This is a genomic window from Planctobacterium sp. AWM4_229 (genome assembly GCF_056160305.1).
In genome coordinates, this window is sequence record NZ_JBSWWX010000002.1 from 346,455 (window position 1) to 371,283 (window position 24,829).

22 protein-coding genes are annotated in these 24,829 nt (G+C 46.7%); 14 read left to right on the forward strand and 8 right to left on the reverse strand.

Annotation, left to right across the window (positions count from 1 at the left end):
- The gene (gene rlmE / locus ACXAGP_RS04600) at positions 1-621 is read right to left on the reverse strand and encodes a 23S rRNA (uridine(2552)-2'-O)-methyltransferase RlmE (RefSeq protein ID WP_475259833.1); all 621 of its coding nucleotides are present in this window, start codon (positions 619-621) and stop codon (positions 1-3) included.
- A gap of 94 nt (positions 622-715) precedes the next feature.
- On the opposite strand from rlmE, the gene ACXAGP_RS04605 reads away from it, so the two are divergent.
- Both ACXAGP_RS04605 and ACXAGP_RS04610 read left to right on the forward strand, forming a co-directional pair.
- A complete protein-coding gene (locus ACXAGP_RS04605; protein ID WP_475259834.1) occupies positions 716-1,486 on the forward strand; it encodes a TrmH family RNA methyltransferase in 771 nt (256 codons plus the stop codon).
- Between the two features lie 64 nt (positions 1,487-1,550).
- The gene (locus ACXAGP_RS04610) at positions 1,551-1,802 is read left to right on the forward strand and encodes a hypothetical protein (protein WP_475259835.1); all 252 of its coding nucleotides are present in this window, start codon (positions 1,551-1,553) and stop codon (positions 1,800-1,802) included.
- A 10-nt stretch (positions 1,803-1,812) separates the two neighbouring features.
- Here ACXAGP_RS04610 and rluF read toward each other — a convergent pair whose 3' ends face one another.
- Both rluF and ACXAGP_RS04620 read right to left on the reverse strand, forming a co-directional pair.
- Positions 1,813-2,550, reverse strand: a complete 738-nt coding sequence (rluF, locus tag ACXAGP_RS04615; protein WP_475259836.1) for a 23S rRNA pseudouridine(2604) synthase RluF — start codon at positions 2,548-2,550, stop codon at positions 1,813-1,815.
- Positions 2,551-2,635: 85 nt separating this feature from the next.
- Entirely contained in the window at positions 2,636-4,762 is a 2,127-nt protein-coding gene (locus ACXAGP_RS04620) for a winged helix-turn-helix domain-containing protein (protein WP_475259837.1), read from the reverse strand.
- Between the two features lie 232 nt (positions 4,763-4,994).
- Here ACXAGP_RS04620 and ACXAGP_RS04625 point away from each other — a divergent pair, with 232 nt between their 5' ends.
- Positions 4,995-5,477, forward strand: coding sequence for a hypothetical protein (locus ACXAGP_RS04625; RefSeq protein ID WP_475259838.1), 483 nt, complete (start codon positions 4,995-4,997; stop codon positions 5,475-5,477).
- Between the two features lie 134 nt (positions 5,478-5,611).
- On the opposite strand, the gene ACXAGP_RS04630 is transcribed toward ACXAGP_RS04625, so the two are convergent.
- Positions 5,612-5,872: a hypothetical protein gene (locus ACXAGP_RS04630; protein ID WP_475259839.1), complete on the reverse strand. Its 261-nt coding sequence runs from the start codon at positions 5,870-5,872 to the stop codon at positions 5,612-5,614.
- Between the two features lie 148 nt (positions 5,873-6,020).
- Between ACXAGP_RS04630 and ACXAGP_RS04635 the strand changes: the two genes are divergently transcribed.
- From ACXAGP_RS04635 to ACXAGP_RS04650, 4 genes are all read left to right on the forward strand, one after another.
- Positions 6,021-7,490, forward strand: a complete 1,470-nt coding sequence (locus tag ACXAGP_RS04635; protein ID WP_475259840.1) for an ATP-binding protein — start codon at positions 6,021-6,023, stop codon at positions 7,488-7,490.
- Complete coding sequence (locus ACXAGP_RS04640) at positions 7,487-8,173, forward strand: response regulator (protein ID WP_475259841.1); 687 nt, start codon at positions 7,487-7,489, stop codon at positions 8,171-8,173. Before ACXAGP_RS04635 ends, ACXAGP_RS04640 begins: the two co-directional genes overlap by 4 nt.
- 172 nt (positions 8,174-8,345) lie before the next feature.
- Complete coding sequence (locus ACXAGP_RS04645; protein ID WP_475259843.1) at positions 8,346-9,935, forward strand: YHYH protein; 1,590 nt, start codon at positions 8,346-8,348, stop codon at positions 9,933-9,935.
- A 2-nt stretch (positions 9,936-9,937) separates the two neighbouring features.
- On the forward strand, positions 9,938-10,480 hold the full coding sequence (locus tag ACXAGP_RS04650) for a hypothetical protein (RefSeq protein WP_475259844.1): 543 nt from the start codon (positions 9,938-9,940) through the stop codon (positions 10,478-10,480).
- Between the two features lie 56 nt (positions 10,481-10,536).
- Here the strand turns inward: ACXAGP_RS04650 and ACXAGP_RS04655 are convergent, their stop codons facing one another.
- On the reverse strand, positions 10,537-12,177 hold the full coding sequence (locus ACXAGP_RS04655; protein WP_475259845.1) for a SulP family inorganic anion transporter: 1,641 nt from the start codon (positions 12,175-12,177) through the stop codon (positions 10,537-10,539).
- Between the two features lie 230 nt (positions 12,178-12,407).
- Between ACXAGP_RS04655 and ACXAGP_RS04660 the strand changes: the two genes are divergently transcribed.
- Positions 12,408-13,196 (forward strand): peptidylprolyl isomerase, encoded by a 789-nt coding sequence (locus ACXAGP_RS04660; RefSeq protein WP_475259846.1) that lies wholly within the window; start codon positions 12,408-12,410, stop codon positions 13,194-13,196.
- Between the two features lie 82 nt (positions 13,197-13,278).
- Here ACXAGP_RS04660 and ACXAGP_RS04665 read toward each other — a convergent pair whose 3' ends face one another.
- Together ACXAGP_RS04665 and ACXAGP_RS04670 are read right to left on the reverse strand one after the other, a co-directional pair.
- Complete coding sequence (locus ACXAGP_RS04665; protein ID WP_475259847.1) at positions 13,279-14,349, reverse strand: Kelch repeat-containing protein; 1,071 nt, start codon at positions 14,347-14,349, stop codon at positions 13,279-13,281.
- Positions 14,350-14,372: 23 nt separating this feature from the next.
- On the reverse strand, positions 14,373-15,506 hold the full coding sequence (locus ACXAGP_RS04670; RefSeq protein ID WP_475259848.1) for a helix-turn-helix domain-containing protein: 1,134 nt from the start codon (positions 15,504-15,506) through the stop codon (positions 14,373-14,375).
- Between the two features lie 153 nt (positions 15,507-15,659).
- Between ACXAGP_RS04670 and ACXAGP_RS04675 the strand changes: the two genes are divergently transcribed.
- Together ACXAGP_RS04675 and ACXAGP_RS04680 are read left to right on the forward strand one after the other, a co-directional pair.
- Positions 15,660-16,409, forward strand: coding sequence for a DUF2306 domain-containing protein (locus ACXAGP_RS04675; RefSeq protein ID WP_475259849.1), 750 nt, complete (start codon positions 15,660-15,662; stop codon positions 16,407-16,409).
- A gap of 19 nt (positions 16,410-16,428) precedes the next feature.
- Positions 16,429-17,349: a hypothetical protein gene (locus tag ACXAGP_RS04680; RefSeq protein ID WP_475259850.1), complete on the forward strand. Its 921-nt coding sequence runs from the start codon at positions 16,429-16,431 to the stop codon at positions 17,347-17,349.
- Here ACXAGP_RS04680 and ACXAGP_RS04685 read toward each other — a convergent pair.
- Entirely contained in the window at positions 17,346-18,944 is a 1,599-nt protein-coding gene (locus ACXAGP_RS04685; RefSeq protein WP_475259851.1) for an ABC-F family ATPase, read from the reverse strand. The genes ACXAGP_RS04680 and ACXAGP_RS04685 overlap by 4 nt on opposite strands.
- Before the next feature lie 283 nt (positions 18,945-19,227).
- Here ACXAGP_RS04685 and ACXAGP_RS04690 point away from each other — a divergent pair, with 283 nt between their 5' ends.
- The 4 genes from ACXAGP_RS04690 to ACXAGP_RS04705 are packed head-to-tail and all read left to right on the forward strand — an operon-like array spanning position 19,228 to position 24,804.
- On the forward strand, positions 19,228-19,968 hold the full coding sequence (locus ACXAGP_RS04690; RefSeq protein ID WP_475259852.1) for an ABC transporter ATP-binding protein: 741 nt from the start codon (positions 19,228-19,230) through the stop codon (positions 19,966-19,968).
- Positions 19,968-21,404 (forward strand): ABC transporter permease, encoded by a 1,437-nt coding sequence (locus ACXAGP_RS04695; RefSeq protein ID WP_475259854.1) that lies wholly within the window; start codon positions 19,968-19,970, stop codon positions 21,402-21,404. Before ACXAGP_RS04690 ends, ACXAGP_RS04695 begins: the two co-directional genes overlap by 1 nt.
- The gene (locus tag ACXAGP_RS04700; RefSeq protein WP_475259855.1) at positions 21,401-22,678 is read left to right on the forward strand and encodes a DUF3526 domain-containing protein; all 1,278 of its coding nucleotides are present in this window, start codon (positions 21,401-21,403) and stop codon (positions 22,676-22,678) included. Before ACXAGP_RS04695 ends, ACXAGP_RS04700 begins: the two co-directional genes overlap by 4 nt.
- Before the next feature lie 17 nt (positions 22,679-22,695).
- Positions 22,696-24,804 (forward strand): TonB-dependent siderophore receptor, encoded by a 2,109-nt coding sequence (locus tag ACXAGP_RS04705; RefSeq protein ID WP_475259857.1) that lies wholly within the window; start codon positions 22,696-22,698, stop codon positions 24,802-24,804.
- Positions 24,805-24,829 lie beyond the last annotated feature (25 nt).

Here is a 24,829-nt window from a genome sequence, read left to right on the forward strand (position 1 = left end):
CTAACCTTTTAAGCCTTTCCCCACTAAATACACTTCGCGGGAGCGCGGTCTGGACGCGGCAGGCTTACGCACGATCACTTTATCAAACGAACTGCGCACGTCTTTGGCGTATTCGTCATAACCCACGCCCTGGAATACTTTGGCACAAAAGCTGCCGCCGGGCTTCAATACGTTGCGGGCCATATCCAGCGCAAGTTCCACTAAATACATCGCAGCATACTGATCGGTATTTTTAACCCCGCTTAAGTTAGGGGCCATATCGGAAATCACAGTGTCTACCTGCTGCCCGTCTAGCGCCTCTAAAATAGCGTCGTACACCGCTTCTTCAGTAAAATCCCCTTGGATAAAGGTGACATCGCGAATTGGATCCATGTGCAAAATATCGGAAGCTACAACACGACCAGATTCGCCCACCACAGGGGCGACAATCTGCGACCAACCCCCAGGCGCAGAACCGAGATCCACCACCACACTGCCGGGGCGATACAGCGCATCTTTTTCATTGATTTCAATCAGCTTATAACTGGCGCGCGAGCGATAGCCATCGGCTTGTGCTTTTTGCACATAAATATCATTAACGTGTTCGTCCAACCACTTTTTACTGGTTTTTGATCGCGCCATTTAGTTTGCCTGCTCCGGTATCGCAAAAAGGGCGAATATTGTAAACTCGCCCGCGTGAATTGCAAAACCCTTCCCATAAAACAGGCTCAGAAAAATGAAACTAGACGATGTGAAAAAACTGCATCAGAAAAAATACCGTGCCGAATTTGGCTATTATCTGGTGGAAGGTGAGCATCTTGTTTTAGAACTTCAAAAAGCGCTGCAACTGCAAAAGGCCAAAAACAGTTCTGCTGATATACAACCCATCAGCCTCTACGTCACTGAATCAAGACAAGAATGGGCGCAAAGCCTCTCAGCGGACTTTCACTTGGAGGTCATCAGCGATAAACAGATGACCAGGATTAGTGACACCAAAACACCACAAGGCGTGCTTGCCCTTGTGCCACTGCCCAAACCAGGGAAAAGCCAAGAGGCTGTGCCAGCAACCGAACGCTATATTTACTTGCACGAAGTGCAAGATCCTGGAAACCTGGGCACCATCATTCGCAACCTTGTGTGGTTCGGTGGTTTTCGTTTACTGCTCAGCCCCAATAGCGTTGACCCATTTAACTCAAAAGTAGTGCGTGCCAGCATGGGCGCCATTTTCCATTTACCGATAGAAATGGAGATTAGCCTGAAGGCATTACCCCAGCGCTTCGATAGATTTGCTTACCTAGACTTACAAGGCGCAAAAGTGAATAGCGCAGAGTTTAGCAACTACCAATGTTATCTGTTTGGTAACGAGGCACGTGGTGTGCCACTGGAGAGCCTCAAAGAATTGCAGGCTGATGCTTTTACCATTGCCGGCAGGGGCACAATCGACTCACTCAACCTGGCCAGCTCAGTGGGCATGTCCGTCTACCAGCTGTCGCTATCAAATGGATAGCACGGCCCCGTCAAGGCAACAAAATTGCAATCTGCGCTTAATCCATTAAGGGTAGATATCATTTATGGCAAAACCCAACCCCAAAGGCCCCACCCGAACGGTTCAAATTTTCTGCGCACAGTGCCGAGCGATATTGTTTAAATATCGGAAAGGCGGAAAAGGCGCGCTTGTGAAATGCTTTAAACAGCGGATTGTAGAAGATCACACTAAAACCCCATGTACCTGCCCCGGCTGCGAACAAGTCTTTGCACGAGAAACACTGATTCGAGGGACGCCGGCCTACAAAATAGTCGGGGGTAAAGTCACCATGAAATAAGAGCCGCTCGCTACGCCGTTTTTTTAGAGTGCTTCACAGCATCGTTAAGCTGCTGCAGCTCTTGCTTTGTGAGATTGCGCCATTGTCCTGGCCGCAGTTTTCCCAATTGAATATGCATAATGCGGGTGCGCTTTAATTTGGTGACCTCATAGCCTAAAAACTCACACATACGACGAATCTGACGATTCAGTCCTTGGGTAAGAATAATGCTGAATTCAAACCGGCCTCTGGCCGCTACCCGACAAGGCTTGGTCACTGTGCCAAGAATAGGTACACCTTTGGACATTTTTGTTAAGAAGCGTTCACTGATGGGTTGGTTCACCGTCACAATATATTCTTTATCGTGAGCGTTTTCAGCTCGCAGTACCTTGTTAACGATGTCACCATCACTGGTGAGTAAAATCAGCCCTTCTGACGGTTTATCTAAACGCCCTATCGGAAAAATGCGCTCTTTATGGCGCACTGCATCGATGATATTACCCTTTACATGCCGCTCTGTTGTACAGGTAATACCTATCGGCTTGTGATAAGCGATATAGATACGGTCAGATTTATCTTTGGCCACCCCTCCAATGACTTTTCCGTCCAGTTTAACCGTATCGCCCGGCCCAACTTTAGTCCCCAGTTCCGGTAGCTTACCGTTAATGGTCACTCTCTTCTGTTCTATGAGTTTGTCAGCTTCTCTGCGGGAACATACCCCCGTATCGCTCAGGTACTTGTTTAATCGTTTTGGGGCATCAGTCGTCATAACAAGGAATTCATTCCACTACTTAAAGTATCCAATGGATAAAGACTCAGTTTCGCTAGAGTATATCGAAATTTCCCTTTTGGAGTTACGGAGATTTCAACTCATCTCGTAACTTTGCTTCAAGCAGCTCAAATTTCAGTTCTAAGGCTGTTCGGTATTCAACTGGTAATACTGCTGAGAGCGCTACCAGGCTTTTAGCACTTTGATAGTTGTGGATGTTTACCCAAGGCGTGTCTTTACCATTCGCCTGTAACTTTTGCATCAGCGTGGCGACGACCGAATTAATTTCCGCTTCACTAGTGGCCGTTTGGCCGAGCATAGGAAGCAAACTAAACAGCGGAGTGTCTAATAACGTCAGCCTTTGCAGCAAGCTATGCACAACGGCTTTATTCCCCAGCCCCGCTGCAAAGCGCGTATAGCTCTGCCAAAACCGGGCATCGTCACTGTCACCATACAAAGTTGCGGTATGAGCAAACCATTCATTGGCTTTTGCTATGTCCCCAGACTCTAAATACAGCATACCTAACCAGGCACTGTTAATGGTTGAAGCAGGATCAAGCTCAAGACAGGTTTCCATGCTACTGATTGCAGCTTCGATGTTATCTTGTACCTGAAATACTTTGGCCTGCCAGACATAAGCCCATGTGTATTCATTGTCCACAGAAATAGCAGTTTCAAGGGCTTTCAGAGCTGCTTCATAGTTGCCTTGCCAATATTGCACAATAGCCAGGTTTACATTAATCCAGGGTGATAAGGGATCAATGTTCCGCGCCTGCTCTGCATACGCCAATGCTTGGGCAAAATCGTTTCTGGCCAGTGCCAGCTCACTGTATAGATACAGTGCGGTTGGATGATTATCCTGCACAGATAAGGCGCGATTAAGCGCCTCTTGTGCCTCATCGAACGCGGCGACCTTGGTATTCAGAATAGCGGTTGCAAGGTGAGCATTCACTTCGTTTGAGTTTAGCTCAGTGGCTCGCTCTATAGCTTGTTGGGCTTTGGGCAAAGCAAGCTCACTCTTCATGTGCACGTCGTGGTAATCATGCCGCGCATAAACATAAGCCAGCCTTCCATAAGCCGCGGCAAACTGTTCATCTTGCTCAATGGCTTTTAACAATGCGGCTTCGGCACGGTAAAACCACTCGCTGGTTTTACCGTGCATTAACCAATATAAACCTGTCAGATAGTGCTGGTACGCAACCACATCGACATTATCTGAGCCAGTATGTGGCGTTTGCAACTCCTCCAAACCAGGTAAAATCTGTTGCAAAATACCTGTAGCAACTTCGCTTTGAACCGCAAATAGCTCAGAGCTGGAATCTTCGAATACCGAAGACCACACCACTTCCTCTGTCTCTGCCTCAATGAGTCGCACTACGATACGATATTGCTCTTGATTGCTTCTTACACTGCCTTCAAGCAGATATTGAACTGACAATACCCGAGCCAGCTCTCTGAGCGGTAAACCTCGCTTGGCATAGGTATAAGTAGCATATCGAGATTTTACAGTAACCTGTTTATAGCGAGACAAAATTCCCGATATTTCTTCGGGGATCCCTTCAGCCAGATAGCCCGCCTGAGCCTCACCCGTCACATTATTAAGGGGTAATAATGCAATACTCACGTTGCTTAAAGCGGCCTTTTCTGTCGGGGACTTTGCAGCGTAGAAAAAAGCGATTATCAGTACTAGCAACAGCAAGCAGGTGCCAACAGCGAAACGAAGGGATCCTTTAGCTGAATATTTTCTATCGGTCGAATCTGAATCATATCTCTGAACCCCGGGTTTATCAGAATTCGGTTCTTCTACATTGCCCTTGCTGTCTGCATCAACGTCAGGTTCATTAGTTTGTGAATCTGCAGCTGATTCTGAAATTGGTGTGTTGAGGTCCCAAAGCACCTTGGCTTTTAAGCGATAGCCTTTTTTCGGGACAGTTTGAATGAGCTGTTTAGCATTGCTATCACAAAATGCGTGACGCAGTTTGGAAATTGCCCGAGTTAAGGCATCTTCCACCACAATTCTGTCACCCCAAACCTCCTGCATGAGCTCGTCCCGGCTCACGGTTTCACCGGCTTTGCTAGCCAGTACGCATAGCACATGCATCGCTTTGGGCTCAATATGCGTGGTGTTAGTGGCACTCGAGATAGTGTTATCACCGGGATCAATTTTAAAATCAGCCACCATGAAGCATGAGGCGCTGGTCAATGGTTTCATTGTAAACTCCTCACCATCAGACCTAATTTACAATGCATTCTCAGGTTTCCATCAGTTTTTCATCAGAAAAAAGTTCGTCTTTGTTCAGGACTCGGTCAGGTAATTTTTCAATTCATGGCCAATAATCGACCGCAAGTCAGTTAGTACTTTATGCCGCAACCTTTACAAGAAAGATAACAGTTGCAATAGCAAGATCACAACCAACACGTTGTTGAAATGAGGATAATTTGCCATGTTGAACAAAAACAAAACATTTAAAAACGCCTTAGTTGCTACCTTACTCATGTTGCCCACATCGTTTGTGGCGGCATCGGTGCAAAGCCCGGCGATGCAGTTAAAAACCAGCACGGAGGAAGTTATCGGCGTACGAGAAATCGAAACCGGTAATTATCAAGACGGGATCCGCAAGACCCAGGCCGCCTTAAATCTAACCACGGTTTCGTCGCAACGAGCGCCATTGTTTACCAACCTATGTGTTGCTTATATTGCGTTAGATAAGCTTGATGAAGCGGAAACTTTCTGCAATGAATCCGTAAATAGCAACAAAGCGAAAGAAATCGCTTTGAGTAACAGAGCCGTTTTCCATTTTCTCAATGGAAATTTAGAGGCGAGCCGCAATGACTTAGAAAAAGCAGCCAAGGGCACTCAACATCAACGCCTGGTCTCCCATAATCAAAAGGTATTAGCGCAACAAAAACTATTGGCGAACCAGTAACTGCATTGTTTTCAGCTAAGAGCCAGGTAAAAAATTGCCTGGTTCTTTAAATTCTAGTTTTAGCGCTTCAACAAGGATGCGGCTATTTACATTTCCAGTAAGAGCTGCAACAGCAACTCTACACTAGAGCCAATTCAGTTTCTTTCTGGGGGTTTGTGGCCTTCTGGTACCGCCGCCAACTGGTCATCAATCATCATGCAGGTGCCGCTTAACGTATCTCCCCGGCGGGTTTCAAAGGTTACCGCATCTCCCTCTTGCAGATTTGCGCAAGCTTCTATGGCTTCTGGTGGTGGGCCTTTTCGCTGCCCTTCTTGCTTACCGGGTTTGGCAGCAGCCTGACCAGCAAGAACACTGAATAACACCACCACAACTAATTTTGATTTAAGGTTCATCATCGATTACTCCCAAGACTTTCCAGTCACAAAAAAGATTCCAGTTCAGCGTACCCTGCAATTGTGCAGATCCGGTGCAGATTGCATGGAGAACTGCTGAAGTTTGCCCCGGTGCCATTTCTCCAGTGCAATAACCCGTTATACTGAGAACATGAAAATTACTTTAAAACTGTTTTTGACGTTGTTTGGCTTGATCACCTTCGTGGTTTTGGTGAGTCTGGCACTTGCCCGTTGGAGCTTTCAACAGGGTTTCTACGAATATATCAGCGGCCTGGAGCAGAACCGCTTGCAGCGTATAAGCGGGCAACTGAAGCAAGAATATGTGGCAGCAGGCAACTCATGGGAGACCTTAAAAACTCAGGAAATGAACTCCCTGGTGAGCAGAATGCGCAGGGATTCGGATTCTGCTGGAAACAAACCCAGCCAGAGTGAAAAACGGCCTCCGCATGAAGTCAGGCGTCACCGTCCTCCACCTCATCATGCAGACCCACGAGCATTCTCCGATGAAAAAGGCCCTCCCACCGCACTATATGATGCTGATGGCGAGTTCGTATTTGGCGAGACTCCTGCTGATGCATTTGGTGCGGGGATACAATTAACCCTATATCTGGAGGATGAAACCGGAGAATCGAACCCCATCGGAGAGCTGCGCAGTTGGCCCAAAGCTGGCTTATCCGCCCATTCCCAGAGCAAGTTCGCAGAACAACAGCTAGTTACCAGTTTACTTATCGCCTTTGCCTGCCTGCTGTTGGCGGGGTTAGTTTCCTGGGTCGCAGCAACCCGATTATTAAAGCCTGTTCGGGCGGTTTTAAGAGGTATTTCAGAATTGTCTAATGGTCGCTATTCGGTGTCATTTCCCGAAAAACGCCGGGACGAACTAGGCCAACTCATGGCTGATGTTACTTCCTTAAGTGATACCCTGGAAAAAAATCGCAGTGCTAAAAACCGTTTGTTTGCTGATATCTCTCATGAGCTTCGGACGCCGCTGACGGTTCTTGCCGGTGAAATTGAAATGCTCAAAGCAGGTATCCGGCCCTTTGATCAACAGCAACTGCAGTCTTTTGAGCAAGAAATACAACTACTACGCCACCTGGTAGACGACTTATATGACTTATCCTTATCAGATGTCGGTGGCCTGAAATACAACTTTAGCCCACATAGCGTGCTGGATGTGCTGGCAATTGTCCTGGATAGTATGCATAAGCAAGCAGAAGAGAAGAACTTAAACCTGGATCTCAAAGTAGACGAGGGCAAATTCGAGGCCAATATCGATGCTAAGCGTATTGAACAATTACTGCGTAACCTGTGTGCCAATTCCATAGCCTACACCGACGCACCTGGGCAGATTATGTTTACATTGAAAAAAGACAATAACCACATCATTCTCACTGTGGATGACACCAAACCCGGGGTAACAGAGGAAGAGTGCGCACTGCTGTTTGACCCTCTCTATCGCCAGGATGCCTCACGAACCAGCAGAGAATCCGGTGCAGGTCTTGGTCTGACGATATGTAAAAACGTGGTAGAAGCCCATGGTGGTAAGATTGAAGCATCCCCATCAGATCTCGGCGGATTAAAAGTGGAAGTGTCTTTACCCTTGCTAACTGGAGAGCACAAATGAGTCACAATGGCCTTATTATCATTGTTGAAGACCAGGAAAAAATCGCCAACATCCTGGTGGAGTTCTTTCAGCTTGATGGCTTTGAAACACTAGTATTGCCGGATGGCAAAAACGCGGTAGAACAGATTCTGAATAGAACACCGACAGCGGTAATATTGGATCTCATGTTGCCATATAAAGACGGTTTGACAATCTGCAGAGAAGTACGGCAAAAATCTAATGTTCCTATATTAATGCTTACCGCTCGTGTCGATGAAATAGACAGACTCATGGGACTGGAAATCGGCGCCGATGATTATGTGTGTAAACCCTTCTCTGCAAGAGAGGTGGTCACCCGAGTTAAAGTGATTTTACGCCGGGGCAATAACGTATCTGCAACAAACGAATTGCACATCAACTATAAACACATCCACATCAACTTAGAGCGTTTTAGTTGCAAAGTGGGTGAACAACTGGTGGAGCTCACACCTGTGGAGTTTCGCTTGTTATGCACCCTCATTAAAAAGCCCGGCACAGTTTTCTCTCGCGATTCACTGATGAATACTTGCTATGAAGACGAGCGCATTGTCAGCACCCGTACAATAGATAGCCACATGAAAAACTTGCGCAGCAAACTCAGCAATGCCTACCCCGAGGAAAACGTATTGCACGCCGTTTATGGCATAGGTTACAAAGCCGAATAATCCAATTTCTCTTCAGGATTAAACACTTTAAGAGCGTCGCTATAGGTCCAATTTAAACCTATGGAATGCACAGCTACTGCTTTCAAATTGCACAGCAATCCCATCAAATCTGCACCGAACCTGCACAATTGATTTTTACAATGGACTTCGATGAATCAATTGGAAGCAGCCAATGAAAAAAACTGAAATGGCAAAAATCATGGCAATGCTATTTGCCTCTGGAGTTTTGGTGGCCTGTGGCTCCAGCTCCGATACCGAACAGAGCACTGACACTGTGGTTACTGTTGATAACGCCCCTGGTGTTGATGCGGGTACTGAGCAAACTACAGGACCCGGAAATACCGTCACTTTAACCGCAACGATTACCGATGATGGCAGCTATACAGTGCTTTGGGTTCAAACAGCCGGAACCGCGGTTGAGCTGACGAATGCTGAAACAGCAACAACAACCTTTACCGCACCCGATGTTGATGAGGATGAAACTTTGACCTTCAGCGTAACGGTAGATGATGGCGTCAATGCCGCCGTTACCGATACCGTATCTGTCATCGTCACTGCCGCAGAAGATGATGCGGATGAACCAACGGATAGCAATGCCAGCGTTTGGATAATTAATAGTGAGGAAACCCGCGCAGCCCATATTCTGGAGTCCAATTCTGGCAATGGCGTTATGGTGAACGTGCAGTCAGTAGCAGATGCGACTCTAAACGGGCAGGATTTTACGGTGGTGACCTCTCAAGGTATTCCTGACTATGCGGTATTGATCACTGAAGATATCATGGCAGGTCTCACCGAACGGCCACGCGCGGCCTCTGATTTTGTCACCGGCTCCCCCACCATCAGCGTAGGGGACACCGTTCAGTTTGGCCAGGATATTGGCTACGCCAGCAATAACAACTGCGAAACCAATGCAGGTTATGGTTATTGGCCCCCGGGACCCGAATGTCCCGGCCAGAATACCCGTGAAGGGTACTTGCCCAAAGACCCCACTCCCACAGAAGAAGATTGCACTACAGGACTGGGCAAAGTTGGACTCTGGGTGAATGGCTCTTCCGTGTACAACTGGGGCGATGGCATGAGCTTCAACAATCAAGGCGATTGGTACAACCTGGCCCCCGTTGCTGAATTTTACGATGTGGATATTTGTGGCGGACACGCTGCCATGGACGACTATCATCACCATTTTTATTCCTCTTGCCTGGCCGATATGGTGGGTGATGAGGCTGATGGTCATTCGCCTTTATATGGCTATGCCGCGGATGGTTATCCGATTTATGGGCCATGGGAAGCAGATGGGGTGCTTGCCATCAGTTCCTGGACTACCCGAGATTACTCCGCCGATTCAGCGACTGGCTGTGCCGACGGCGCTCGAAGCTGCACCCTGGTGGATCAATACGATGTCAGTTTAGGCACTGAAGACGTTTCTGCCGGACCGGGTTTTGATGAAGTAGTCACCACTTTATCCGGTAATCAACTGGTGGCCAGCAACGGTTATTATCACGAAGATCATTATTGGGACCCAGAACTCACGGCGTTGGGCGGTGCCTATCTGGATCAATATAATGCTCACTCCGACGATGAGCGAGGTTATCATTACCACGTTACGGTAAAAGAAGTGGATGGCAAGTTAACCCCAGCCTTTCCTTACATTGTAGGTGACAGGTTTGCCGGTGAACTACAAGACAACGCAATTGCCACCTGTAGCACAGGAGCAGGTGGCCCTGGCGGACCGGGTGGCCCTGGCCCTGGTGCAGGAGGTTAATCATGAAACTGACTAACACTCGATTACCATCAACAATGCTCCTCTGCGCACTGCTCAGCCATTGTTTGTTGCTAGGTCAACAATCACATGCAGGCAGCACGGAAATACATCAACATGCATCAAAAGACATCGGCAGTTATCCGGTGCCACAGATGCAATTGTCGGTATTTCGCGATGCTATGGATGGGGTGAATGTGCACGTTGCCGTAGACAATTACCTGCTCAATGCACCTGATACGGCCAACGAGCAGCAAAAAGCGCTGCTACAGGGACATGCGCATGTGTTTGTTAACGGCATTAAACGACAACGGCTTTATGGAGAAAATCTGCATGTTCCACAATCGTGGTTAGCAAAAGGGGTTAATCAGATCGCTATTTCGCTGAACAGCCATGAACATGAGAATTGGGTGAAGGACAACAGCAATATTGTGGGCTCGGTGTTTATCAATCTGGAGAGTGAGCAGTTAGTGCTGCACAACTACAGCTCTCAGCCTTTAGACGATACAAAACTGGCGTCTGAGCAAATGGCCCACAAACATCACTAGTTGAGCTGATTCCAATAACACAAACAGGCAGCCTGAAATTACTTTTCAGGCTGGCTTTAAGCTAACTTACTCAAGCCCAATTCAAGCGCTTGCGTGCGACTATCCACCACAATTTCTTCGAGATTTTGGTCGTGCTCTTGCAATAATCTCAACAACTGTTGTTTACCCGCTTCCGTTTTTACGATCACGATCGCTTCTTTGTGCATGTCTCGCGTTTCCAGGATCATGTTTTCGATAGATAAAGACATAGTGTCGTCTAATAAGGAAACATCGCTTAAATCGATGATCACCGCATCGTGATTGGCTATGTTGGCCCGCTCTTTGGCCAGCGCTTTAGACACGCCGAAAATCATGGGACCACTTAAGTAAAAATAGAGAATGCGACCATTGGCTTGGTTTAACAGTTCTCGCTGGCGTTTATTCAACGGAAGTTGGTCATCCAGATCACTGATAGCACGCACATTTTTAGACTGACTGGCACTGAGTTTTTCGATGATCAAAATATTGGCCACAAATACGCCAAAACCCACAGCAAAAATCAAATCAACAAACACGGTTAAGAACAGCACAGAATACATGACTAGGGTAGATTGCCAGGAAACCCGATGGGCCCGTTTGATAAAACTCCAGTCGAGAATATCAATACCCACTTTAACGGCAATACCGGCCAGCACAGCCAGAGGAATGCTACTCAACAAACTGGCGGCACCAAAAATACCAATGATCAGGGTGACGACCCTGGCTACCCCTGACCAGGCTGAGCGCGCTCCAGTCTGGATATTCACCACGGTACCCATGGTGGCTCCGGCACCGGGTAAGCCCCCCAAAAGTCCGGAGAAAAAATTACCAATACCCTGACCAATTAATTCTTTATCCGATTTGTGTTCGGTCCGGGTTAAGTTATCAGCAATCACCGATGTCAGCATAGAATCGATACAGCCCAACATACCTAAGACTACGGCATCCGCCAGCATGGCATTGAGTTGCTCTGCGGTAAAACTGGGTAAAACCGGGCTGGGCAATGAGACCGAAATTTCGCCAATACGGCGTATCGTATCTGGCCCAAAAGCCACCAAGGAAAGTACGCTGACGCCCACTAAGGCAATAAGTTGAGCGGGTATGCGCTTGGTAAATCGCTTGGGGATAAAGAACAAAATACACAGGGTAATTAAGGTCAGTACAACCTCATTAAATTGCGCATTGGCAATGATGTCAGGGATCGCCTTAACAGTACCGATGACACCGCCAGTGGGAGCGGCCTGTCCTAACGCCGGAGCCAGCTGAATAATGATCAGGATCACCCCGATACCCGACATAAAACCGGAAACCACACTGTAAGGCATCTGGGTAACGTATTTGCCCAGCTTAAATAGCCCAAACGCAATCTGGAAAAGGCCCGCCATCATTACCACAGTAAAGGCCATGGCCAAACCATTCTCTGGGTTATTGGCAATCATGCTTGTCACAATGGCCGCCATTACCACCGTCATGGGCCCGGTAGGTTCCGAAATAAGTGTCGGCGTACCACCAAATACGGCGGCAAACAAACCAATGATAATGGCACCGTAGAGACCTGCTTCCGGACCGACGCCTGACGCCACACCAAAAGTTAATGCAAGGGGAAGCGACACAATGGCAGCAGTAATGCCGCCCATGATGTCGTTGCGCAGGTATTTCGAGGAAAAAAAGTTAAACATAAACTGGCAGTGAAATAATCTGGTTGCCCCATTATAAGTTGTGAGGCCCGCTAACTCATTAATAAACCATAAAAATGCTAAGTGGTAATACCAATTTATATCATGGCCTAAAAAAAGCAAAACCATGAACTGAAACTGAATTACAAATTGATACAGGGAAACAGTTTTGGCAAGATTGCGCATTCTTTACCATTGGCCCACAAATTTAGAAACAAAAAAGAAATAAGAACGTGAGAAAAATAACATTAGCTTTCATTCTGGCTGCCTTAGCCAGCTTCCAAACCTCTGCCACCGTCGTTGAAATTCGTACCAATATGGGCAATATCAGCGTTAACCTGTTTGATGAACAAACACCTGAAACTGTAGAAAACTTCCTAGAATACGTAAACTCGGGGGCCTACGCCAATACTATCGTGCACCGCCTTGAACCCGACTTTGTTATCCAGTCAGGTGGCTATCAATACAATGGAGAACTGCCGTTAGATGAAGTGCCTACCGGTGCTCCTGTGGTTAATGAGCCGGAGTTGTCAAATGTGCGCGGCACCATCGCTATGGCCAAGCTCGCAGGCGATCCAGACAGTGCCACCTCACAGTGGTTTATCAATATGGCGGATAACAGCGCTAACCTGGATCTGCAAAATAGTGGCTTCACCGTATTTGGTCAGGTCATTGAAAACGGCATGGACATCGCAGATGAAATTAACCAGTTACCGCGTTTTAACTTGGGTGGAGCTGTCAGCGCAGCACCGCTAATCGACTACGATTCTGCCAGCGGTGAAGATCCAAACGAAGACAACTTTGTCCTGATCACGGACATCGTGGTTACCGATGACGCGGTTGTAACCAATCCGGATTTGAATCCGACGCCCAATACCCTGATCAACAACAATAACAGTGGTGGTAGTGACAATCCAAGCACCCCATCCGATGGTGGTTCATCTGGTGGTGCTATCAACCCGATAACCATGCTGGTTTTAGCACTTGGCACATTGCTATTTAGACGCAGAATCAAAGCGTAAAAAAATCTAAAAAATGCGGTGGCAATGAACAAACCTTTGCCACTGCAACCCGCTTTATAGTCTGTCAGCGCATCACGAGTTATCAGGGTTTCAGGGAAAAGATGGTCATAGCATCACTGGTTTGAACGCCCCCTGCTTGCAATGCTCCACCAATAACATAGATATGATTATTATCTGCTATCGCCCCTAAACCATGACGAGGTAAGGGCATTTTCGAGACAGCGCGCCAGCTATCCGTTGCACTTGTGTATTGCCACACGGTTGAGTAGACGCCGCCACCATTGTCAAAATATTCGCCACCAAAAACATAGATTTGTTGCTCGATTACAGCACAAGCCAGGCCTCCTTGAGTATCGGGTAACGGTGCTTTCGCTATCCAGGTATCTTTTTCAAAATCATACACTTCATGACTGGCAAGATTACCGCCCGATACCGTTCTGCCGGCGATAGTGTGCCAATAACTATTTAACTTAACACTACAGGCACTATTGCGCGCGGTGGGCACGGCGGCCTTCTGTTCAAATTGCAGATTGTTTGGATCAAACACATAGTGTGTCGCCACATCTTTTTGATGGTTCCATTGACTATTCTGCTCTGATTTTGCCGGGGTGCGACCACTCACAAGATGTACCTGTTCCCCATTGACCACAGCAAGTGTTTCGGACAAGGGCGCCGGCAGACTGGCGATTTTCTGCCACTCCCCCTTTAATAAACTATTTTTCTCTTCATTAACCTGTTCTGGGATCCACTCCAGTACATCTCGACTATTGTGCCAAGCTCCCTGTTGATCCACGGTAAATCCACCGAATGACAACAACCTGTCGTTGACCACAATGAGCATAGGATGGTGTCTTGGCTGCGGCAGCGTTGGCATATCGAACCAGGTTTTGTCTCCAAGGCTATAGGCCACTACTCTGTCTGATACGCCGATGCGATTTTGGTCAACATCGGGTGATAATCCGCCAGCGACAATGATATGCCCTTTAAAAACCGTGGGATAAATCTCTTGCACCCGATAAGGCAGTGACGCTGCATGCTGCCAGATCACAGCGTTATCTTTTTCCGCGCTCACGGCCCTTTGTGGAAAAAAGATAATGAGTAACAGTAATAAACTGTTCAAACACGGGAAAGATACAGCAATGCTAATTCTCATAACTCACAACTCCCATAAACTATTTACTCCGGGTTCTTATTGGCTTCAATAAAACCCGTAGGTGTTTGGCCTGTTGCCGCCTTAAATACCCGATAAAAACTGGCTTCAGAATTAAAACCCGACTCCAGCGCCAACGATAACACTGAGGCCTTGTTTTTTTCATCCAATAGCTTGGCTTTGATGGCATTAACGCGAAATTCATTGATGTAAGCGCGAAAGCTCATACCAAAATGGCGGTTAATCACTTGCGATATGGTGGCTGAGTTAACCCGCAACTCACTGGCAAGCCGCGATACATTGAGATTCGGATCCAAAAACAGCGCTTGCTCTTTGAGTAGCGTTTCAATTCTGTGTGCCAACTCTCGGGTATCGTCGCAAATCACGTCCATCTGGTCTGAATCTGGCGCTAATGGATAAATTTGATTGAGGTCCGGAGCTTGTTGTCTGAACGCCATTAACCCGAGGTAATAGGTCACACCCGCCACATAAACATAATACACTTGCCAGTGAATAAGAGTTTCATTGGCCAGCAACCAGATGCGATCCACCAGCATATTCACCACAAGGAACAACAATAATAGTCCACAGGTGGAAATAATCGATTTCAACCAACTCAAGGTGGGATAAGCAGTGTCAGCGGTATTGTCTCTGACACGCTGCTGAAAGCGCAGATACTTTTTGGCGCCCACTGTTAAATAACTCGATATCGAAACCACGATAAGCCAGTTTTCCACCTCTTTCACGGTACTATAATGCAATGCATCCAGCATCTGATAACTCAGAGTACCGTCCGGCAAGTCCTGCATAGAAAAGTACACTAAAAAGGCATAACTCTGAGCCAATAACACCGGTACAAAGTGCCAAGCATAGCTCCTTTTCCAACGAAACTGCCTTTCAGTAAGCGCCAGAAAATAGAAGTAGAACGAGGGAGCCGTTGCCATTTCAAAGGCAATAGGGAAGTAATGGAATTGTGGCCCGGCAAAAGCGCTGCTAAATATAATCAGCACTTTGAGAAACAGCAGACAAAAAGACAAAATTGCCAACGCCAGGAACACTTTACTCAAGCGTTGTTGCTTCGACCTCAACAACAAAGGAATAGCAACCAGCCCTTGCACAATCCCAATCATTAACAACACATCAAAAAAGGAAAAACTCAATTAGCCAGCCCCCATCGGCGGAAAATACTCTCAGGGTTAATTATCAGCATATATGTACTCTCAGTTCTTGTTTTTCCTACTCTCAAAATGGCTTTTGAGAGGTTTTCAGCTATTTGAAAGCCTAATCTGGGCGCTCAAAACAAGGGGAACCCAATGAACTCGCAATTACTCATTCGATATCTCAGTATAACCTCAACTCTTTCAATCATAGCAACTGCCCTGTTTGTCATTCTGCTGGAGATTCGTCTGGTTAACGGCCTTATCGCAGCGCATGTCATCTTAGGTAGCCTGGCCTTTGTGGTGGGCGGTTTGGCATTAATCGCGAAAAAAGGCGGACGCCTACACAAACTCACTGGCACATTGTTCTTTTTGCTCATGACCTTGTCCGCCGTTTTTACCCTGATAGTAGCGACAATGCCCTTCCACTTTAGTACCTCAATGTTCCAGATCAGTGTCATGACTCTGTATTTTCTGCTAGGGGGAATTCGCAGCCTGTATTTTAAAAATCCAAAACATCGCTACCGCCTGGACTATGCATTAATTGCTGTGACGGCTACGGTCAGCCTGTTTATCCTGTTCTATTCAAAGTGGCTGCATGGCGGTTTTCAACCCTTGCAAACCGTTTTTGGTGTGGTTGCGATAGGTTTTTGTCTGGTGGATTTGTGGCTCTTCAAGCAACCGGGTCTTGCCAGAAAGCGTTGGCTGGTGCTGCACCTCTCAAAAATGTTAGCGGGCTACGCCACTGCCGTGACCGGCTTTTTTGTGGCCCAAAAAATATTAGGCGGCTATTTCGACTGGTTTGCGCCAACAGTAATGACCTTACTGACGATTTTCTATTGGATGCTCAAGTTAAACGTCTTTGCACTGCACGGACGCACTTTCAAACAAGTATCCAAAGCCTAATTCATCCGGGAGTAACTCAATGCCTATCAAACAGCTTCTACCTTGTTTAATCACCTGTTTAAGCCTGAGCAGTGTTTTCATTTCTGATGAAAGCTTAGCCAATGAGAGTTTACTGGAAATAGCTCAGCGGGCTTTTTCAAAAGCGCAACTGGAAACCGCGCAAACCTACATCGAAAAAGCCTTGCAACAGCAGCCAGAACAACCCGATACCCTTTATCTGGCTGGACGCATCGCCGCGAAACAGGCGCAGCAAGCCAATATATTTAACAAACTGAGTTATGCCAGAGAAGCCAAAAGCTACTTTGAACGAGCCCTCTCTATCGCTCCACAACACAAAGACGCCATTATCGGATTAATTCGTTTTCATCAGGAAGCACCCGTGCTGGCCGGTGGCGAAAAAGAATCGATACCGGATTTAGTAGCTCAATTAAGGAAAATAGATGAAAAAGCCGCCTTTAGTTTTGAAGTGCAAAAAATGTTGCAAGAAAATCCGCTTGAATGGGTGCACCAACGCTACCTAATGGCACTGAACAGTTCCGCATCAGATGAGGACGAGACTTTCAAATACGACTACGCCATGTGGCTTTCAAGTTATGGGCATCATTCCACAGCACTTGATGTACTGATGTCGATTGACAAAACCAATCAGGCTGCCCCTCAATCATTCTCTGCCATGTTGCATTATCAACTGGCTAAACAGGCCGCAGAGTCACAACGCCAATTGACGCTAGGCATAAGCAGTATTGAGCAATACGCAAAGTTGCCACCTGATCAGCGCACTATTTCAGATGACTGGATAAGTTTCAGACTTACCCAATTGCGCTATCTTAATCAGCACCCCGACACTTCAATTCAGGACTTTGAACGCCTGAAAGAGGAATCTGAAGATGCCAGTCTGAAACGCAAGATCAATCAATTTCTGGCTATGTTAGAAACTTAAGCCTTTTTAACTGACTCGCTGGCCAAAAACTCATCATAAGTACCATCAAAATAGTTCAGCTTTTGCTCACTGATTTCTATCACTTGCGTGGCCAAAGAGCTGATAAATTCGTGATCGTGACTGACGAAGATAATAGTGCCATCAAATTGCAGCAGGGCATCGTTAAGGGCTTCGATGGATTCCATATCCAGGTGGTTAGTGGGTTCATCCAGCACCAGCACATTGATATCCTGCAGCATCAGCTTGCCGAATAACAGACGGTTTTTCTCTCCTCCCGAGCAAACCGACACCTTTTTGTTAAAGTCATCGGCGCTAAATAGCAATCGACCTAACATGGCTTTAACCTGCAGGTCGTCGTGCTTTTCATTGCGCCACAGCGACATCCATTCGTATAGGGTCCAGTCGCCATCAAAATCACAACTACTGTCCTGCGGTACATAACCAATAGCGGCATTTTCCGCCCACTTGATACGCCCTTCCTTTACCGCCAATTCGTCAATCAAACACTTGAGTAAGGTAGTTTTACCCGCGCCATTTTCACCAATGACCGCCAGACGAGAGCCGGCTTCAAGCAATAAGTTACCGTCGCTAAACAGCGGCAGATCGGGATAACCATGGGCGATACCATCGAGGGTAATTGCCAGGCGATGCAGTTTTTTGTGTTGTTTAAATTGAATATAAGGACGACGACGGCTGGAGGCTTTAATTTCTGCCAACTCGATTTTTTCCAGACGTTTGGCTCGCGAGGTGGCCTGTTTCGCTTTAGAGGCATTGGCCGAGAAGCGCGCCACGAAGGCTTGCAAATCCTCTATTTCAGCGGATTTTTTGGCATTCTCATGATGCAGTTGCTCCTGGATCAAGGCTGCGGCAGCCACAAACGCGTCATAATTACCGGGGAAAATGCGCAAGTCCTGATAATCGATATCCGCCATGTGGGTACATACGGAATTGAGAAAGTGACGGTCGTGAGAAATGATCAACATGGTGGATTTGCGTTTGTTCAACTCTTCCGCCAGCCAATGGATAGTATAGATATCCAGGTTGTTAGTGGGTTCGTCAAGCAGCAACACATCTGGCTCTGCAAACAAGGCTTGCGCCAATAGCACCCGAACCTTGCGTCCCGGTGCCACCTCTTTCATTAAGCCAAAATGATAACTTTCCTCAATTCCCGCTGCCGACAAAATATCACCAGCCCTTGCTTCTGCTGTGTAGCCATCCATCTCAGCAAACTGCACTTCCAGGTCTGCCACCCGCATGCCTTCTTCTTCGCTCATATCGGCTTTGGCATAGATGGCATCACGCTCTTGTTTTACCGCCCACAGCTGGGTATCACCCATGATCACGGTGTCCACCACCGACATATCTTCGTAAGCAAACTGGTCCTGATTTAGCACCCCTAATTTGGTGCCAGGTGCCAAAGACACGTTACCCGCAGTGGGCATTTGCTTGCCGCTCAAGATCCGCATAAAAGTGGATTTTCCGCAGCCATTGGCCCCAATCAAACCATAGCGATTACCATTGGAAAATTTAGCAGAAATGTTTTCAAACAATGGTTTAGAACCAAACTGCATGGTGATGTTTGCGGCACTGATCAAAGGAAAGCTCTCAAAAGTCGAAGGTTTACTGGATAGCCCGATGGCTAAAGGGCGCGCAGTATAGCAGATAACGATTATTTGAACGCTACATAATTTTTAACTCGAAACGAAACAAAGCTAAATAAGTTGCTCTCGATATTTAAATCAGCTTTAAACCCTTAAACCTAACAACTTCACGTTTGTGATTCAGCCAATTATTCCAAATCCACACAAAATTAGTCTTGCTTATAATAAAAAAAACAACTTAAAATATGTTATATCATAACAATTACAATTTCCCATTATGCAGCAAGTTTCAATTGAATCCGCAACCTTCGCGATTAGCGCGTCAAATCTGAGTGTTGATTTTGAACAATATTCGGCTCTGCAAAACCTCAGTTTTGATGTAGGCAAAGGAGAAGTATTTGCCATGCTAGGGGGCAACGGAGCCGGAAAATCCACCACACTTAAAACGTTTTTAGGTTTGGTTAAAGCCACCAGTGGCGATGCAACCGTACTGGGTCATTCAGTGGCCAACGAAATCAAACAAATACGTGCGAAAGTCGCATATTTACCTGAATCAGTCATGTTGTATGGCCATCTCTCTGGCATTGAAAACGTGCGTTATTTTCTTGCTTTGGCGGGAACTCAGCGGACCGAACATGATATCAACGCGGCCTTTGATAAAGTCGCTTTGAAAGATTCTGCGCGCAATAGTTTACTGTCCAGTTATTCGAAAGGAATGCGACAAAAAACGGCTATCGCTCTTGCCTTGCTGCGAGAAGCTCCAGTGTTGTTTTTGGATGAACCCACTTCTGGTCTTGACCCAAGTGCCATCGATGAGTTTAACACCCTAATAACAAAACTATCTGCGGCAGGTACCACCATTTTTATGGTGACTCATGACGTGTACGGTGCTTGTCAGGTAGCACACCGAATTGCTTTGCTCAACAATGGTGAATTAGTTGGCTCATTTACCCGCCAAGGTGACAACATCATCGATACCGAATCGGTTCACGCCGCATTTGCGGAGCTTGGCAAATAATGAATACCTTAATGCCACTATTGATTGGTGAATGGCGCTACTGGAAACGTTCTAAATTGGCGCTCATTGTACTTATGGTTGGCGCGCTGTTAACCATGACATCAGTTATCGTGAACTCTCTGCACATAGCAGAAAGTCATGATGCCCGAATCCATCAACAACAAGCAGCAGAGACGCGCTTTGTAGAACAACCCGACCGTCATCCTCATAGAATGGTGCATTACGGCCATTATGTATTTCGCACCCCGTCGCCATTGAGCATTATCGATCCCGGCGTTGATGCTTTTGTGGGTACGACGATATTCCTGGAAGGCCACCGACAAAATAGCGCCATGTTTTCTGAGCAGCGACAATCAGCTGGACTTACTCGCTTTAGCAGTGTGACTCCCGGCTTTCTTCTGCAAATATTGGCCCCGCTGTTGATTATTTTGATTGGTTATGCGGGCGTATCAAGGGAAAGAGAAGCCGGCACACTAAACATGTTAGTCACGCAAGGCGTCCCTTTGCTTACTGTGATGTTCAGCAAAACCTTGGCACTGTTCAGCACTGGAGTACTTATCATTATTCCTCTGGTTGTAGCCAGTATTTGGGCCACCTTTCAAGGTGAGAGTAGCCTTGTCAGTTTAATGTTTGTTATTGGATACCTTCTTTACATCTTTACCTGGGCTATGCTCGTAACAGCCGTATCCACCTGGTCCCAAAAAAGCAGTACCAGCTTTGTGATGTTGGTTGGGCTTTGGATCAGTCTTTGTATTTTATTACCTCGAATCGCAAGCTCTACAGCAATGAGCTTACAACCCTCTGCTGGTAAGCTAGAGGCAGACTTTGCCGTTTTAGAAGAATTGCGCAAATTGGGTGACGGCCATAATGCATCCGACCCGGCGTTTGCGAAGCTCAAATCTAACCTGTTAGCACAATATGAGGTTGACGATGTAGAACAGCTACCTGTTAATTTTCGCGGTGTTGTAGCGCAGTATTCAGAAGAAAAACTCACTCGGGTATTAAATCGCTACGCTCAAGCCCGCATGGATGAAGAGCGCAATCAGGCATTGATTGCAAGGCAATTTGGTTGGCTCTCCCCCGCAATCGCTATGCGCTCTTATTCTATGCGTATCGCTGGTTCCAGCCTTGAAACACATCACCGGTTCTTACAAGAGGCAGAAGCACTGCGTTACCAATTTGTGCAAGGGTTGAATAAGGCCCATGAAACCATTTTGGCTTACGACCTGGATATCAATCGTTCCAAGAACGAGCAATCGAATCTACGAGCCAGAGTTGATGCAAGTAACTGGCAAATATTGTCTGAGTTCCGTTTTCAACCTGAAATAGCCAGCGACCGAATCAGTGCCAGTCAGTCTTATTTATTACAGCTGTTGCTTTGGGCAGCGCTGGCCTTTGCCAGCCTTGTGTATACCGCTAAAAGGAAGCAACTATGATTACAGTCAGCGAATTTAAAAGAGAAATTTCCTTTTGCATTTATCAGCCACAGTTTCGGATAGCCGTTTCAATTCTTTTTTTACTCTCAGTATTCTCAGTATGGTCTGGATACACTGAGATTAGTTCCCAGCGCAGTACCATCGAGCGCCTTATTGAAAAAGACGAGAAAGACCGAAACCATGTGCTATCTAATCAAAAAGACTACGGTGGTGCGGCATATTACTCTTTTCATCTCACCTGGTCAGAGCCTTCGTCGTTGGCCTTTGCAGCTATTGGTGAACGGGATGTGTTCCCGTGGAAGCATCGTATTCGCATGCTGGCTTTGGAAGGGCAAATCTACGAGACTGACGCGGACAACCCCGAGCTTTCCTACTTAGGACGTTTTGATTTTGCCTTTCTGATCAGTGTGTTATTGCCACTGTTTATGATCCTGATGCTACATGACATGCGGGCATCAGAGCGCGAAGCTGGTCGTTTTGATTTACTCATTGTAACGACTCGTAGCGAAAACGGTCTGTGGCTTAACCGTCTATTAGCCATCGTTCTACCTATGTTTTTAGTCGTTGCTATTCCCTTTGTTCTCGCTGCGATAGTAGCTCAAGCAAGTGCCGCAGGCACCGTTGTCATGTTAGCGATAGTGGCCGCCCAAATGCTATTTTGGAGTCTACTGATTCTGGGGCTGGGCAATTTACCCAGTCTGTCTCGACTCGGCTCAGCCCAATTTGCATCCGTACTGCTCAGTATCTGGCTGGTTTTCGCAGTGATCATTCCTGCATCAAGCCATGCTTTACTCAAACAACTTGTTCACAGTCCTGATGGTGGAGACATCATGCTGACGCAACGAGAGGCTGTTAACGATGCTTGGGATTTGCCGTTTTCTGACACCTGGAATGCCTTTTTAGCCACCCACCCTGAATGGCAAAACTACACTCAAATGGAGTCAATGTTCGAATGGAAATGGTACTACGCATTCCAACAAGTTGGAGACCAAAAAGCCGCGGAGCTATCTCAAGCGTATCAACAAGCTACTGTGAGGAAGCACAATATTGCCGGATATGTAGCCTTGTTTTCTCCGACCTTGATGACTCAACGACTTATGACCCACGTTGCCCAAACAGATACCGAAGCATTATTAGCGTATGAAAATAAAGTACGAAATTTTCACGGACAGTTACGTGACTTTTATTACCCCCTGCTCTTTGAAAACCCGGAGTTTTCACAGGAAAAACTAGAGGCACTTCCTCGGTATCAACCAAATAAGAATCCAAACTAAAACCAGAGAACACACAAATGAAAATTAGAATACTCACTGCAGCAATGGCTGCATTGTGGACTACTGCACCTGCACTAGCCCAAGAGCCTAACGATAAAAATGATAACAATATCGAAAGCATTTCCGTCATTGGCCAAAAACAGGCCTATCAAGGTAATTTTACCCGAATGGAAACACCACAAGCCGAATCAACACTAGACGCGGGCACACTCTTAGATTTCGGCGCAGTTGATTTGACCCAAGCACTGGACTTATCAGCGTCGGTGGCCAGACAAAATAATTTTGGCGGTTTGTGGAATAGCTTTGCCATCCGTGGATTCGTTGGTGATGAAAACCTGCCTAGCAACTATCTGGTCAATGGATTCAATGCTGGACGAGGTTTTGGTGGCCCAAGAGACTTGTCAGGTATCGATTCAGTTGAAGTATTGAAAGGTCCTCGTGCAGCATTGTTTGGCCGTGGTGAGCCCGGAGGGACTATCAATCTGGTGACTAAACGCCCCACGTTTGAACAAGAGGGTAAAATACATTTCACACTAGGTAGTTTTAGCACCTACCGCACCGACATTGACTACACCACACCGATTTCAGACAAAGTTGCCATTCGCCTTGTGGGCTTCTATGAAGACGCGGAAAGCTTCCGCGATACAGTTGAAACCACGAAATCTGGTTTCAGTCCTTCTATTGCAGTGCGACTCAATGACAACAGTCAGCTGACTTATGAACTGGAATACAGCAATCAAGAAATCCCCTTTGATCGCGGTATCGTGGAGATCAACGGCGACCTTGATGTCTTGCCAGAAAGTCGCTTTTTAGGTGAACCCGGTGATGGCCCCATTGATACAGAAGTGGTGGGACATCAGTTAGAACTGCAACATAGGTTCAATGACACCTGGAGCGGTTTAATAGGATTTAATTACCGCGATACCTCACTGGAAGGCTTTGCCACTGAAAACGGCTTTGGCGCGGTCGCTGAAAACGGCGATTTTAGTCGCTTCCGTCGTTACCGTGAATACGATGCCAACTACTACGTATTAAGAGCAGAATTAAGTGGCGAATTTGAATCCGGTTCAATCAAGCACCGCATCATTATCGGTGCCGATAAAGATGAATTTGAAAACGATCAATTTTTCCTGCGAGTGCGCGATGGTCAGGGCGGTAGTGTCAGTCAGAGCATCAACGTTTATGATCCAGTTTATGGTGCGTATGAGTTACCTACCCCCCTACCCAATACTGACCGTGTTGAAACCCAAGAATCTTTTGGTATCTATATCCAAGACCAAATCAGTCTTACAGACAACTTCGATATCAGATTGGGTGCACGATTCGATGATTATGAGCAAGAACTAGTCAATCGTCGTTCCGATCCAGCGTCTATTGCCGTTCAAACTGAATCTCGTTTCAGTCCGCAATTTGGTCTGGTATATAAAAGCTCGGAAGCAATATCTTTTTATGCTGTATATGGTGAAAACTTCCGCCCTCTGTCTGGCACAGATAAAGATGGTAATGGACACAAGCCAAATCAATCCACATCAATTGAAGCTGGTGTAAACTTTTTGCTTAACGATGGCGCGTTACAGGGCACCGTAGCCTTATTCAATGTGGAACAAGACAATATTCTGGTGGTAGATGACGTTAATACCTTTACCACTGCAGCTATTGGCGAAGCAGAGAGCCGTGGCCTGGAAGTGGATTTAGTAGGCAACCTGACAGATGATCTCAACCTTTGGTTCTCCTATGCTTATATAGACGCCGAAACAAAAAACCAGTTCTTTGACGCCAATTTTGGTTTTGATGTGCCTCCTGGAAGCCCACTTTTAAACGTGCCGGAGCAACAGTTAACACTGCAGTTGGTCAAAGAGATGCAACTTCAAGGAAAGCCTCTGTCTATAGGTGGCGGGCTGGTACATGTGGGTAAGCGCAACGGATTCTTCGGTTCAGACTTCGAGTTACCAAGTTACACCACGATGAAGCTGTTTTCGGCTTATGAAGTTAGCTCAAAAATTGAGCTTCGTGTTGAAATCAACAACCTATTCGACGAGCGTTATTATCCAAATTCTTTTTCGAACACCTGGGTACAACCCGGTGCGCCACGCAACTTCAAAGTATCTGCAGCTTATCAGTTTTAACCGGAACAAGATGGATTATTAGTGT